The organism is Pseudomonas sp. R4-34-07 (assembly GCF_003852375.1).
Lineage (GTDB): Bacteria > Pseudomonadota > Gammaproteobacteria > Pseudomonadales > Pseudomonadaceae > Aquipseudomonas.
Genome location: NZ_CP027760.1, coordinates 2,534,834 through 2,549,900, shown reverse-complemented (window position 1 = coordinate 2,549,900; position 15,067 = coordinate 2,534,834). Strand labels below are relative to the sequence as shown.

3 protein-coding genes are annotated in these 15,067 nt (G+C 62.7%); 2 read left to right on the top strand and 1 reads right to left on the bottom strand.

Annotated features, from left to right (window positions below):
• The first annotated feature begins 183 nt into the window (after positions 1-183).
• Both C4J85_RS11675 and C4J85_RS11670 read left to right on the top strand, forming a co-directional pair.
• A complete protein-coding gene (locus tag C4J85_RS11675; RefSeq protein ID WP_124409651.1) occupies positions 184-1,836 on the top strand; it encodes a cyclic peptide export ABC transporter in 1,653 nt (550 codons plus the stop codon).
• Positions 1,837-1,945: 109 nt separating this feature from the next.
• Positions 1,946-4,378, top strand: coding sequence for a TonB-dependent siderophore receptor (locus C4J85_RS11670; protein WP_218567706.1), 2,433 nt, complete (start codon positions 1,946-1,948; stop codon positions 4,376-4,378).
• Positions 4,379-4,578: 200 nt separating this feature from the next.
• On the opposite strand, the gene C4J85_RS11665 is transcribed toward C4J85_RS11670, so the two are convergent.
• Positions 4,579-15,066, bottom strand: a complete 10,488-nt coding sequence (locus C4J85_RS11665; protein ID WP_124409649.1) for an amino acid adenylation domain-containing protein — start codon at positions 15,064-15,066, stop codon at positions 4,579-4,581.
• Between the last annotated feature and the right edge of the window lies 1 nt (position 15,067).

The window sequence follows — 15,067 nt, the reverse complement described above, 5'->3', positions numbered from 1 at the left end:
GAAGGAATACGTACGGCGTGAATAGCCGTGCGCCTACCCAACAGGAACGAACCAGCCCACACGCAATTTATCCCTCGCCGGCACCGCCTGGCACGCCGGGCTAAATAGTCGCGCCGACACTTCGTTTGTCATGGGTAAGGGTCTGTGTGCCCAGCCCCTCTTTTCACTCTCCGGGATGTATTTATGACCGACCCCAAACGCGGCGCCTTCAACGGTTTGCTCGCCCTGCTGCGGCCCTTTCGCGCCATTGTGACGGTCTCCGTGGGCCTCGGCATGGTCGGCGGCCTGGCCATTACCCTGCTGCTGGCCACCATCAATAACGCGCTGCATTCGGCCGACGGCATGACCCAGGGCGTGGTGATGACCTTTGCCGCGTTGTGCGTGGTGGCGCTGCTCAGTTCGATCATCTCCGACATCGGCACCAACTACGTCGGGCAACGAATCATCGCCGCCCTGCGCAAGGACCTGGGCGAAAAGGTGCTGTCGGCGCCCATCGGGCAGATCGAACGGTATCGCTCGCACCGCCTGATTCCGGTGTTGACCCACGACGTCGACACCATCAGCGACTTTTCCTTCGCATTCACGCCCCTGGCTATCGCAGCCACGGTCACTCTCGGTTGCCTGGGCTACCTGGCCTACCTGTCCGTGCCGATGTTCCTGATGATGGTGGTGGCGATCATTATCGGCAGCGCCGTGCAATTCATCGCCGGCGGCAAAGGCATTCAGGGCTTCGACCTGGCGCGCAGCCATGAAGACGAGTTGCAGCGTTATTACAACGCGATTGCGTCCGGCGCCAAGGAACTGCGCATGCACCGGCCACGGCGGTTTCGCATGAACACCCATCGCATCCAGGAAACCGCCGACCGCATCAGCGATATCCAGGTGCGCTCGGTCAATATTTACATCCTCGCCAAGACGTTTGGTTCGATGCTGTTCTTCGTGGTCATCGGCCTGGCCCTGGCAATGCAGGCGTACAACCCCAACCCGGATCCGACCGTAATCACCGGGTTCGTGCTGGTGCTGCTGTACATGAAAGGCCCGTTGGAGCACCTGCTCGGTTACCTGCCTGTGGTCGGCAAGGCCAAGATTGCCTTTGGCCGCATCAGTGAGCTGTCGGAACGCTTCTCGTCGCCGGAACCGCACCTGTTGATGGACGACAGCGAAGCGCCAAAGCCGGTGGTCGACAGCCTGGAGCTGCGCGGCGTGAGCTACAGCCCGCCAGCGGTCGAAGGCAGCGAGCCGTTCCACCTGGGGCCGATCAACCTGAGCATCAAGCAAGGCGACATCGTGTTTATCGTCGGTGAGAACGGCAGCGGCAAGACCACTTTGATCAAGCTTTTATTGGGCCTGTACCCACCCCAGGCCGGCGAGATTCGCCTGAACGGCGAAGCGGTCACCGACCCTGAACGCGACGACTACCGCCAGTTGTTCACCACGGTATTTTCCGACTACTACCTGTTCGACGACCTGGTGCAAGGCAGCGCCACCCAGTCCCTGGACAGCGCCACTAAATACCTGGAACGCCTGGAAATCGCGCACAAGGTCAGTGTCAAGGACGGTGTGTTCAGCACCACCGACCTCTCCACCGGCCAGCGCAAGCGCCTGGCCTTGGTCAACGCCTGGCTGGAAGAACGCCCGGTGCTGGTGTTCGACGAATGGGCTGCCGACCAGGACCCGGCCTTCCGCCGAATCTTCTACACCGAGCTGTTGCCGGACCTCAAGCGCCTGGGCAAAACCATCATCGTGATCAGTCACGACGACCGTTATTTCGACATCGCCGATCAACTGGTGCGCCTGCGCGCCGGCCAGGTGGTGCACGAGATGGAACCGGCGTGAATTTTATTTTCCGGTTTTTCGAGGTAGGAACGTCTCACTAGTGGTAATGAGAATTAACCTCAATAGATACGTATAACTGCCCACTTAAAACCTAGAAGAGAAAGCATCCATGCCAGCACGACTCGGTCTCAGCCCCCTGAGCAAAGTGTTATCCATGCGCAGGGCCCTGAACATGAACCTTCTTCCGAGTGCCCTGGCACTGGCGGTGTCGCTGCCGATTGCAGGCTATGTACAGGCCCAGGAGATCGAGTTGAACATCCCTGCCCAGCCGCTGGGGAGCGCGCTGCAGGAATTCGGGCGCCAGACCAATGTGCAAGTGTTGTACAGCCCTGGCGATGTGCAGGGTAAGAACAGCCGGGCCATCAAGGGCAAGCTGCAGCCGCAGCAGGCCATCGATGCATTGCTGGCAGGCAGCCAGACCACCTACAGCCTCAACGGCAATACCTTGACCGTGGCTGCTGCCAGCGCGGGTGGCGGGCTGGAGCTGAGCCCGACCCAGGTAACCGGCAACATGCTGGGCAACGTTACCGAAAATACCGGCTCCTATACGCCAGGCTCCATCGCAACCGCAACGCGCCTGGTCCTGACGCCGAAGGAAACCCCGCAATCGGTGACCGTGGTCACGCGTCAGCACATGGACGACTTCGGCCTGAACAGTGTGGACGACGTGATGCGCCACACACCGGGCATCACCGTTTCCGCGTTCGACACCGAGCGCAGCAATTACTACGCCCGTGGCTTCTCCATCAACAATTTCCAATATGACGGCATCCCGTCCACCGCACGCAATGTGGCGTACTCCGCAGGGAATACCCTGAGCGACATGGCGATCTACGACCGGGTCGAAGTGCTCAAGGGCGCAACCGGCCTGCTGACCGGCGCCGGTTCGCTGGGTGCAACCATCAACCTTGTACGCAAGAAACCGACCGCCGAGTTCCAGGGCCATGCCACGCTGGGTGCTGGTTCCTGGGACAACTACCGCAGCGAGCTGGATGTCAGCGGCCCACTGACCGAAACCGGCAATATCCGGGGCCGGGCCGTCGCCGCCTACCAGGACAAACACTCGTTCATGGACCGCTACGAGCGCAAAAGCCCGACGTACTACGGCATCATGGAGTTCGACCTGTCTCCTGACACCCTGCTGACAGTGGGCGGTGATTATCAGGACAGCCTACCGAAAGGTTCGTCCTGGTCGGGCAGCTTCCCACTGATTGACGCCCAGGGTAATCGCAACAACGTCAAGCGCTCGTTCAACAACGCCGCCGACTGGAGCAGCTGGGAGCAGTACACACGTACCGTCTTCGCCATGGTGGAGCACGACCTGGGTGACGGCTGGGTTACCAAGCTGCAACTGGACCACAAGATCAACGGTTATCACGCGTTGATGGGTTCCATCCAGGGCGATACCCCGACATTGGATGGTACGTCACAGCTCACCTCGGGCAAATACACCGGCGAAACCGTCAGCGATTCCGCCGACGCGTATGTCAGCGGCCCTTTCAGCCTGGGTGGTCGCGAGCATGAGCTGGTATTCGGTGGCTCCATCAGCTCCTCGGAATGGAATGGCAACGGGTACTGGAACCTCGCTCCTAACCTGGTGGACTTCAACAACTGGCACGGCAACGCTCCTCAACCGGATTGGGGCAGGCCGCAATCGAAAATCGACGACACCGTTCGCCAGACCGGGATGTACATGACAACCCGCCTGAGCCTCACCGACGACCTCAAGCTGCTGCTGGGTGGTCGGGTGGTCAACTATACGGTGACGGGCAACAACCCAAGCTATCGCGAGTCGGGGCGTTTCGTACCTTATGTCGGTGCGGTGTACGACCTGAACGACACCTACTCGGTTTACGCCAGTTACACCGATATCTTCATGCCTCAGGAAAGCTACAACCGCGACAGGGATAACAAGCTGCTTGAACCGGACGAAGGCCAGAACTGGGAGCTGGGTGTAAAGGCAGACTTCCTGGACGGTCGTGTAAACGCCAGCGCAGCCTACTTCGAGATCCACGAAGACAACCGTTCCGTTTCGGACGACGACTACAACAACCTCAAGCCTACCCCCTCGAACTATGCGTTCAAAGGTACCCAGGCGGTGACCAAGGGTTATGAAGTGGAGATGTCCGGCGAACTGGCTCCGGGATGGCAACTCCAGGCCGGCTATACCCACAAGATCGTGCGCGACGACAAAGATGTGAAAATTTCCACCTTCGAACCGGAAGATCAGGTCAGCCTCTACACCACGTACAAACTCAAGGGCAACCTGGACAAGTTGACTGTCGGCGGTGGTGCTCGCTGGCAGAGCGTGGCCTGGCAGGACATCTACAACTCTCCCCGTGAAGGCTACGAAGAGTTCTCTCAAGAATCGTACTGGCTGGTGGACGCGATGGCCCGGTATCAGTTCACTAAAAACGTGTCGACCACGCTGAACATCAACAACATTTTCGACAAGTCCTACTACACCAACATCGGCTTCTATAACTCTGCTGCCTACGGCGAACCCCGTAACTTCATGCTCAGCACCCGCTGGGACTTCTAAGGCGCCTCATCAGCCGCCCCGATGCGGCTGACGGTTGCACTCCAAACGCCCCGGGGCATTCACTGCCCGGGGCGTTTTAGTGTGTGAAGATCGTTCCCACGCTCCGGCGTGGGAATGCAGCCCGTGATGCTCCGCGTCACCTGCGCTCGTCGCTCGGATATGCAGCGGTTGGCGGGGGCTTTTTTCATGGAGGGCGCGCCTCAGGCCATCGCCGCGGCGAAGCTACGGATGAACTGCGCGTTATCGATCAACCGGTCGTGGCTGGTCTCGATCAGCACCGAGCGCTCGACCTCTGAATGCCCGGTCACCTCCAGCATGCTTGCCTCGATCAACTGATGATGCACCCCGGTACGGCTCAAGGCTGCCCACCAGCAACTGATCGGTGCCTTGATCGCCTTGAAGTCGGCATCGCGCAAGCGCTCACCCAAAATGCGGTCGACCTCCCAGGAAATCTGCGCTTCCTGGCCATTGAGCAATTCCTCCTTGAGCTCGAGGAAGCGCTCGCCCAGAGTCTGCTCGGCCCAGTGGCTGAACGCGGCCCACCGCTCGCCGTCCTCAGCCTCTGCACATTGCAGCGCCGACCACTGGGCGTGAATCTGCTCGGAGAAATCCGGGAACATCACCCCCAGCAGCTCCACACGTCGCTCATTGGCAGAAATGTCGCGCCCATCGACCATCACCGCAGTATCCCAGAACGGCTTGAGCCACTGGGGCGGTGACGCATCGATCCAGCCGACGCACTCGACCTGCCGGCCCGCCTGCTCCAGGCCATAGGCAACTTCCATCGCCAAATTGCCGCCCAAAGACCAGCCGGCCAGACGGAACGGCCCCTCGGGTTGCGCCTTCAACAATTGCGCGGTGTAGTCTTCGACCATTTCAGCCCACGCAGGCACCTCGCTACCCTTTTCGGCCAGTGCGCGACACATGACCCCCAGCACCGGCCGCTGCTCGCGCAACGCCAGGGCTATCGCCTTGTAGCAATGCACCGAGCCATAGCTGGGATGAAAGAGATACAACGGAGTCCCTCGGGTTTGACTATTGAGCCTCACGATCAACGACGTGTCGGCACTTCCCTCCAGGCACATCGCCTGTGCGGCCACGGTCGGGTTGAGCATCAACTGACTCACCGACAAATCCACGCCGACGGCCTTGCGGATGCGCTCCTTGAGCATCAGCACCAACAACGAATGCCCACCCAACTCGAAGAAATTGTCTTCGACGCCCACCTGTTCAAGCTCCAGCACCTCGCTCCAGACGTTCACGAGCGTCTGCTCCAGTGGGCTGCGCGCTGCGACGAAGTGCCGTTCATACACGCTGGCATCCGGCGCGGGCAAGGCCTTGCGGTCCAGCTTGCCATTCGGGCTCAACGGCATCTGGTCCAGCAGCACCCACTGCGCAGGGACCATGTACTCCGGCATATGCGCCAGCAAGTGAATGTTCAAGGCATCACGCCATGCTTGCGTCGAGTCCTGCAGCACCAGGTAGGCAACGAGGTACTTTCCTTCATGCACTTGCACCGAGGCCTCGCGCACCAGCGGATGCTCCAGCAACCGTGCCTCGATTTCCCCCAGTTCTATGCGTAAACCGCGCAGTTTGACTTGATGGTCCAGCCGACCGATGTATTCGATCACGCCATCCATACGCTGGCGCACCCGGTCCCCGGTGCGATACAACCGCGAGCCCGGCTGGAACGGGCATGGTACGAAGCGCTCTGCGGTAAGGCTGGGACGCCGATGGTAACTGCGTGCCAGCCCGACCCCACCCAAGTACAACTCGCCGGCAACACCGGGCGCGACTGGCTGCAACTGCGCATCCAGCACATGCGTGCGCAGGTTGGCAATCGGTCGACCAATCGGCACGCTGTCGCGATGCTCGTCGACACATGTCCAGTGAGTCACATCAATGGCAGCTTCGGTCGGTCCATACAGGTTGAACAAGCCCGCGTCAGGCAGCTTGGCGAACACCTGCTGCTGCGCGTCCACCGGCAGGGCTTCGCCACTGCAAATGATGCGTTGCAGCCCCTGACAACTGGCCACCTTCGAATCCTGGAGGAAAGCTTGCAGCATCGAGGGCACGAAATGCAGGGTGGTCACTTGCTGGCGATTGATCAACTCGACCAATCGTGAGGGGTCCCGATGATCCCCAGGTGCCGCCACCACCAGCCGAGCCCCCGTTATCAAGGGCCAGAAAAACTCCCATACCGACACGTCGAAACTGAACGGGGTTTTCTGCAGCACCGTATCTTCGGCGCCGAGTGCATAAGCCTGTTGCATCCAGAGCAATCGGTTGGTCAACGCGCAGTGGCGGTTGCCTGCCCCCTTCGGCTGCCCGGTGGAGCCGGAGGTGTAAATGACGTAAGCCAGGTTTTCCGCATCCACCGCAACATCAGGATTGGTATCGGCATATCCGCGCAGCCAGAGATCACCAGGTTCCACCACCAGGCAGTGCGATGGATCGCTGACTGGCAGTGCCTGCAACAGGTGCGCCTGAGTCAGCAGCAGCTGTGCCTGGCTGTCTTGCAGCATGTAGGCCAGGCGTTCGCGCGGGTAGTCTGGATCCAGCGGCACATAGGCGCCACCCGCCTTGAGCACAGCCAGAAGCGCGACGACCATTTCAATCGAGCGCTCCATTGCCACACCCACTAGCACGTCCGGCGCAACACCGGCCTGGATCAGGCGGTGCGCCAAGCGATTGGCTCGGGCATTGAGCTGCGCATAACTGAGCGCCTGCGCGGCAAACATCACTGCCTGGGCATCCGGCGTGCGCCGGACTTGAGCTTCGAACATCTGCTGCACGGTGTGTTGCAACGGATAAGCCTGCGCCGTGTCGTTCCACTGTTCGACCATTAGCTGCTCTTCCAGGGGTTCCAACAGCGGTAACTGAGTGACCCGTTGATGCGGGTCACCCAACATGGCCTGCAAAAGGTTCTGCCAATGACGCGCCATGCGTCTGGCCGTAGCGACGTCGAACAGGTCGGTGGCATAGGTCAACGTCGCCGATAGCCCATCGACGGTTTCCTGGGTATCCAGGCTCAGATCGAACTGCGCGGTCTGCGTGCCCCAATCCAACGCCTCTACCTTCAGATCGGGCAGTTGCTGGCCGCGACTGGCCAGGCGGGCTTCGCTCTGATGATTGAACATCACTTGGAACAACGGGTTGTGGCTCAAGCTACGCTCGGGTTGCAGCGCTTCGACCAACTGCTCGAACGGCAAGTCCTGATGGCTTTGGGCGTCGAGCGCCCGGTGCTTGGCCTGCTGCAACAATTGGGTGACCGTCAGTTGAGGGTCAATATCGCCCCTGAGCACCTGGGTATTGACGAAAAATCCCACCAGACGTTCGGTCTCGACCCGGCTACGATTGGCGATTGGCACACCAACGCGAATATCCTGCTGCCCGGTATAACGGTGCAGCAGCGTCTGGAACGAGGCCAGCAGCACAGTGAACAGCGTGACGTTTTCACGCCGTGCCAACCCCTTGAGCCCCGTCACCAGCGCCGGAGCAAGGCAGATCTCCAGGCCAGCGCCACGGAAGCTCTGTACCGACGGCCGCGGCCGATCAAGCGGTAGCTCCAGCACGGGCTGCTCATCGCCCAGCAACGCCTGCCAGTAGCGCAGCTGACGAATGCGTTCTCCCCCTGCCATCCAGTCACGCTGCCACTGGGCATAATCGGCGTATTGAATCGACAGTGCCGGCAGTTGCAAATCCTGGCCTTGGCTATAAGCGGCGTATAACTGCACCAGCTCATCCACCATGACTTGCATCGACCAGCCATCGGAAACGATGTGGTGCTGCACCAGCACTAAGACATGGTCGTCTTCGGCGACCCGCAACAAGGTGACGCGTAGCAGCGGCCCTTGCTGTAGATCGAAGGGCCGTGCAATTTCAGCCTCGACCAGACGCTGCAAATCGCTTTCATTGGCCGGAGCATGGACGATGTCCACGGCACCCGCTTCGCGGATCACTTGAAAGGCGCGCCCTGCTTCCTGGTACACCTGAGTGCGCAGGCTTTCATGGCGCGCAACCAGGCGCTCGAAGGCGCGTTGCAGGGCGCTTGGGTCCAGCCAGCCGCGTAGACGCAACGTGCTGGGCAGGTGGTAGGCCGCACTGCGCGGGTCCAATTGCCAGAGAAACCACTGCCGCTCCTGGGCATAAGACAGCGCCAATGGCTGCTCACGGCTGACCGGCAGGATGGGCAGTGCGCTCGCCGCAGACGCTTGCAGGTCGCCCAGCATCTCGACAAAACCCTGCAGCCGCGGTTGTTCAAACAATGTCCTCAGGGGGACTTCCCGATCCAATAGCTGACGCAAGCGGGACACCACTTGCATCGCCAGCAATGAGTGACCGCCCGACTCGAAGAAATGATCGGCCAGGCCTACCCGCTCCACGCCCAGGATCTCGGCCCAGATGCTGGCTACTTGCTGTTCCAGCTCACTCTGCGGCGCCACATACACCTGCTGCATCAGGCTCACATCCGGCAACGGCAGGCCCTTGCGGTCGAGTTTGCCGTTGGGGGTCAGCGGCATGCGTTCGAGGAACATCAGGTGCGTGGGCACCATGTAGTCCGGCAAACGGGTTTTCAGGGCGCGGCGCAGGGCTTCGCGGCCGTTGGCTTGGGCGACGGCATCGTCGAGCAGGGCCGGGTCCAGTGGCACCACGTAGGCCACCAACTGCTTGCCGGTCGGGCCTTCCTGGGCCACCACCACGGTCTCGCCGACGCTGTCCTGTTCACGCAGGCGCGCTTCGATTTCGCCGAGTTCGATACGAAAACCACGGATTTTCACTTGATGATCCACGCGGCCGAGGTAGTCCACCACGCCATCCGCACGCCCACGGGTCAGGTCGCCGCTGCGGTACACACGGCTGCCGGGCTGGCCGAACGGGTCCGGCACGAAACGTTCGGCGGTCAACCCCGGACGTTCCAAGTAACCCCGCGCCACGCCCTCGCCGCCCAGGTACAACTCGCCGGCCACGCCGATGGGTTGCAGGTTGAGTTGGGCATCGAGTACGTAGCCACTGCGGTTGCCGAGCAAGGTGCCGATGGGCGCGTAGACGGCGCCGCAAGGGTCGCCTTTGCGCGCCTTCCATAGCAGCGGCGTGACCACGGTTTCGGTGGGGCCATAGCCGTTGAACAGGTAAGTCGGTTTCAGTGCGCGCCAGGCCAAGTCATAGCTGGCCTGGGCCACCGCATCACCGCCGAAGCAGAACACGCGCACTGCCGGTGGGTTGCCGTCGCGCTCGGCATGTTCGGCCAGTTGTTGCAGGTACACCGGTGGGAACACCGCCATGGTCACATTGTGGCGGTGCATCTGCGCGTAGGTGTATTCCGGCAACCACAGGCTGTCGTCACGGATCAGCACGCTGGCGCCGTTGATCAGCGGGTGCATCCAGCCTTCGTGGGCACCGTCGAAGGCGAACGACATGAAGTGCAGTTCGCAGTCGGCCGGGCTGGTTTCATAGCGCTCGCCGGTGGCGATGATGTGCGCGACCAACGGCCCGTGGGACACCGCCACGCCCTTGGGCATGCCGGTGGAACCGGAGGTGTAGATCACGTAGGCGAGGTTGTCGGCGTGCAGAACCACATTCGGCGCCGCGTCATGCGCATCGCACCCAGCCAGTAGCTGGTCCACCGCCAGGGCTTGCAGGCCTTCCGGGATCGGCAGGCGGTGTTGCACCGCCGAGTGGGTCAGCAGCAGCCGCGAGCGACTGTCCTGCATCATGTACAGCAGGCGGTCACGCGGGTATTCGATATCCAGCGGTACGTACACGCCCCCGGCCTTCAGCACGGCGAGGAAGGCCACCATGATCTCGGCGCTGCGCGGCATGGCGATGGCCACCCGCACTTCCGGGCCGACGCCACGGGCGATCAGCGCATGGGCCAGGCGGTTGGCCTGGCGGTCCAGTTGGCCGTAGGTGAGCTGCTCGTCCGCAAACTTCACCGCCACCGCCTCCGGCGTCTCGCGGGCGCGGTCGGCCACCAATTCATGCACCAGCCGCTGGGCCGAGAAGCCGGATTCGGTACGGTCCCACAGTTGCAGGATCTGTTGCTGCTCGGCGGCGTCCAGCAGGCTCAACTGGCCGAGCTGCTGCCGAGGGTTGGCGACCATGCCCTGCAACAGGTTTTGCCAGTGGCGCGCCATACGCTGCACGGTGCTGGCTTCGAACAGGTCCTGGGCATACCCCAGGGTGGCCCAGATACCTTCGGTGGACTCCTGGATATCCAGGTCCAGGTCGAAATGCGCGGTCTTGCTTTGCCACTCCAGCCCTTCGACCAGAAGTTGCGGCAATTGCTGTTGGACCTGGGCCTGGCCGACGTCGGTCTGGTGGTTGAACATCACCTGGAACAACGGGTTGTGGCTCAGGCTGCGCTCCGGTTGCAGCGCTTCCACCAACTGTTCGAACGGCAGGTCCTGATGGGCCTGGGCTTCCAATGCGCGCTGGCGGGTGTGTTGTAACAGCTGCTCGACGCTCATCTGGCCGTGCAGCTCGGCCTTGAGCACCTGGGTGTTGACGAAGAAGCCTATGAGACGCTCGGTTTCGCTGCGATTGCGGTTGGCGATGGGCACGCCGACGCGGATGTCTTCCTGGCCGCTGTAGCGATGCAGCAAGGTCTGGAACGACGCGAGCAGCAACATGAACAGGGTCACGCCCTGTTGCTGGGCCAAGGCCTTGAGATTGTGGCTCAGTTCGGGGGCCAGTTCGAAGGCCAGGCGCGCGCCACGGTGGCTTTGCACGGCCGGGCGCGGGTGATCGAATGGCAGCTCCAGCACGCTTTGCTCGCCGCCGAGCCGGTCACGCCAGTACGCCAGTTGGCGGTCCTTCTCGCCCGCCTCCATCCAGTTGCGCTGCCACACGGCGTAGTCGGCGTACTGGATCGGCAGCGCCGGCAGTTGCACATCAAAGCCTTGGCTGTATCCCGCATACAGCTGCACCAGTTCCTCGACCATCAACTGCATCGACCAGCCATCGGAGACGATGTGATGCTGCACCAGCACCAGCACATGCTCCTCCGCAGCCAGGCGCAGCAGCGACACGCGCAGCAACGGGCCGCGTTCGAGGTCGAACGGCTGCGCGATCAGCGCCTCGACCTGGGCCTTGAGTTCGGCTTCGTCGACCTCGGCGTGCGCGATCTGCAACGATGCCAACGGCTCGATAACTTGAACCGTGCGCGCGTGATCCTGGCGCAGATACGTGCGCAGGCTTTCATGCCGGGCCAGCAACGCATCAAAGCTGCGCTGCAGCGCGTCCAGGTCCAACTGCCCTTTCAGGCGCAGCGCACTGGGGATGTGGTACGCGGCGCTGTGGGGTTCCAATTGCCACAGAAACCACTGGCGCTCCTGGGCGTAGGACAGCGGCAAGGGGTGCTCGCGCCCAGTCGGCAATAAGGCTGGCGCGGCCGGCACCTGGCTGTCCTGGGCCTGCAATGCCGCGACAAATGCGTCCAGTCGCGGGTATTCGAACAGCGCCTTGAGCGGCACCTCCAGCTGCAATGCCTGGCGAATGCGCGACACTACTTGCATCGCCAGCAACGAATGCCCGCCCAGTTCGAAGAAATGCTGGTTCAAACCGACCTTCTCGACACCGAGAATAACCGCCCAGAGCGTGGCGATCTGTTGCTGCAACGGCGTGACCGGCGCCAGCCAGCCCGGTTGCGCCGCGTTGGCGTCGGGCTTGGGCAGGGCCTGGCGGTCCAGCTTGCCGTTGGGGTTGAGCGGCATGCGTTCGAGGAAGATCAGGTGCGCCGGCACCATGTAATCCGGCAGGTGCGCGCGCAGGGTGATCAGCAAGTGCTCGCCGGTGTTTTCGCGCTCGGCCTCGCTCAACGGTTGCGCGGGCACCAGATAGGCCAGCAACTGATTGTCAGCCGCCAGCAACAGCGCTTCTCGCACGCTGTCCTGGGCCAGCAGCAAGGTTTCGATCTCGCCCAGTTCGATGCGGAACCCGCGAATCTTCACCTGATGATCGACCCGCCCGACGTACTCCACCACCCCATCGGCGCGATAACGCGCCAGGTCGCCGGTGCGATAAAGCCGCTCGCCGCAGGCGTTGAACGGGTTGGGCACAAAACGCTCGGCGGTCAGGCCCGGACGCTGCAGATAAGCGCTGGCCAGGCCGCTGGCGCTGGCAATGTAGAGTTCACCCACGGCACCGATCGGCAACAGGTTCAGGTCGCGATCAAGCACCAACAAGCCACGCCCAGGCACTGCGCGGCCAATGGGGCTGGCGGTGACGCCGCTGATGACGTTGGGGTCGGTGCAGTCCAGCACGCTGGAGACCACGGTGGCCTCGGTCGGCCCATAGGTGTTGAGCAGCCGCACATGCCCCAGGCCGGCCCGTTGCCACAACAGCGGGCCGTCCAACGGCATGGCTTCGCCGCCGATATGCACCTGGCGCAAGGCGCCGTAAGGCCGCGAGCCCGCCGCCAGGCAATCCTGCAAAAACAGCTTCCAGTACGCCGTGGGCAAATCGGCCAGGGTGATGCCCTGCGCGATGATCTGCCGGTACAGCTCGGCGCCGTCCCACAGCTGCGGGCCGCGCAGCACCACCGTGGCGCCGAGGGTCAGGGCCGGATACAACTGCTCGACGAAGCCGTCGAAGTTCAGGGTCGCGAATTGCAACACCCGATCCTGCGCGACCAGGTGCGAGTACTCGGCCGCAATGCCGGCGAACTCACTCAACGCCGCGTGGCTGATGGCAACGCCCTTGGGCTTGCCGGTGGAGCCCGAGGTGTAGATCACATAGGCCAGGCTTTGCGGTTCGAAAGCGCCGGCAGGATTGTGTTCGGCACACAACGCCAACGGCGCCTGGGCAAGGTCGATCGCCACGGCGTCTACCTGCGCCGGCAATGGCAGGCGCTCGCGCAGGTGCGACTGGGTCAACACCAGGCGCACGCCGCTGTCCTCAAGCATGTGCAGCAGTCGCTCGCGAGGGTAGTCGGGGTCCAGCGGCACATAGGCAGCGCCGGTCTTGAGCACCGCCAGCAAGCTGACCACCATCGCAAAGGAGCGCTCCACCGCGATCCCGACCAATGCGTGCGGGCCTACGCCCTGTGCCATCAGGTAGTGCGCCAGGTGGTTGGCCTGGCGGTTCAGCTCGCCGTAACTGAGGGTTTGATCATCCAGGGCCAGGGCCTGGCGGTCGGGCTGCTCGGCGGCCTGGGCCTCGAACAAGTGGTGCACGCCTTGCAATGCACGGGCGCAGGCCGGGGCATTCCAGTCCTGGAGCATGCGCTGCTGCTCGGCGGCCCCCAGCATCGGCAGCTCGGCCAGACGGCTGCGCGGCGCGCTGACCAGCGCCTGCAACAGCTGCTGCCAGTGCTGCGCCAGGCGCTCGATGGTCGCTGCGTCGAACAGGTCGGTGGCGTAGCTCAACGCCGCCCACAGCCCGTCGGCTGACTCGTGGGTATCCAGGCTCAGGTCGAAATGCGTGGTCTGGCTGTCCCAGTCCAGCTCCACCACGCGCAGACCCGGCAATGCCTGGCCGTCGCGCGCGCCCTGGGCGTCGGTCTGATGGTTGAACATCACCTGGAACAACGGGTTGTGGCTCAGGCTGCGCTCAGGCGAAAGCGCCACCACCAACTGTTCGAACGGCAGGTCCTGGTGGGCCTGGGCCTCCAGGGCGCGCTGCTTGGTCTGTTGCAGCAGCTCGACAAAACTCATCTGCCCGTCCAGGTCAGCCTTGAGCACCTGGGTGTTGACGAAAAACCCGATCAGCCGCTCGGTTTCGACGCGGTTGCGGTTGGCAATCGGCACGCCGATGCGTATGTCCGACTGCCCGCTGTAGCGATACAACAGGGTTTGGAACGACGCGAGCAGCAGCATGAACGGGGTGACGCCCTCCTGCTGGGCCAGGCGCTTGAGGCCGGCGACCAGCTCGGGTTGCAGATGCACCTGCAAGCTGGCGCCGCGATGGCTTTGCTGCGCCGGGCGCGGACGGTCCAGCGGCAACTCCAACACCGGTTGTTCACCGCCCAGCAACGCCTGCCAGTAGGCCAGCTGCCGCGCCCGCTCCCCCGCTTCCATCCAGCCGCGCTGCCACAGGGCGTAGTCGGCGTACTGGATCGGCAGTTCCGGCAGTTGCAGGTCCTGGCCTTGGCTGTAGGCGGCATACAACTGCACCAGCTCTTCGACCATCACCTGCATCGACCAACCATCGGACACGATGTGGTGCTGCACCATCACCAGCACATGGTCATCTTCAGCCAGTTGCAACAGGGTCACGCGCAGCAGCGGCGCCTGGAGCAGATCGAAAGGCTGGGCCACCTCCGCTTCCACGCGCGCCATCAACTGTGCTTCATCGATCTGCGCCTTCCGGATCTGCACCCGCGCCTCGGGCAGCACGGCCTGGCGCACCTGCTCACCGTCCTCGATCAGTTGCGTGCGCAAACTTTCATGACGGGCCAACAGGCTGTCGAAGCTGCGCTGCAGGGCCGCCAGGTCCAGCCGCCCCTGCAAGCGCAAGGCGCCGGGGATATGGTAAGTGGCGCTGTCGGGGTCCAGTTGCCAGAGAAACCACTGGCGTTCCTGGGCGTAGGACAAGGGTACTGTGTCGCTGTCGTGACGCGTCGGGGCAATCGGCAGTTGAGCGAAACTCATGCCCCGGCCCTGCAGACGCTGATAGAACTGCTGGCGTTGTTCCAGAGGCAGGCGAAGAAAGCGCGACACCAGGTCGATGTTAGGGTTGGAAAGCATG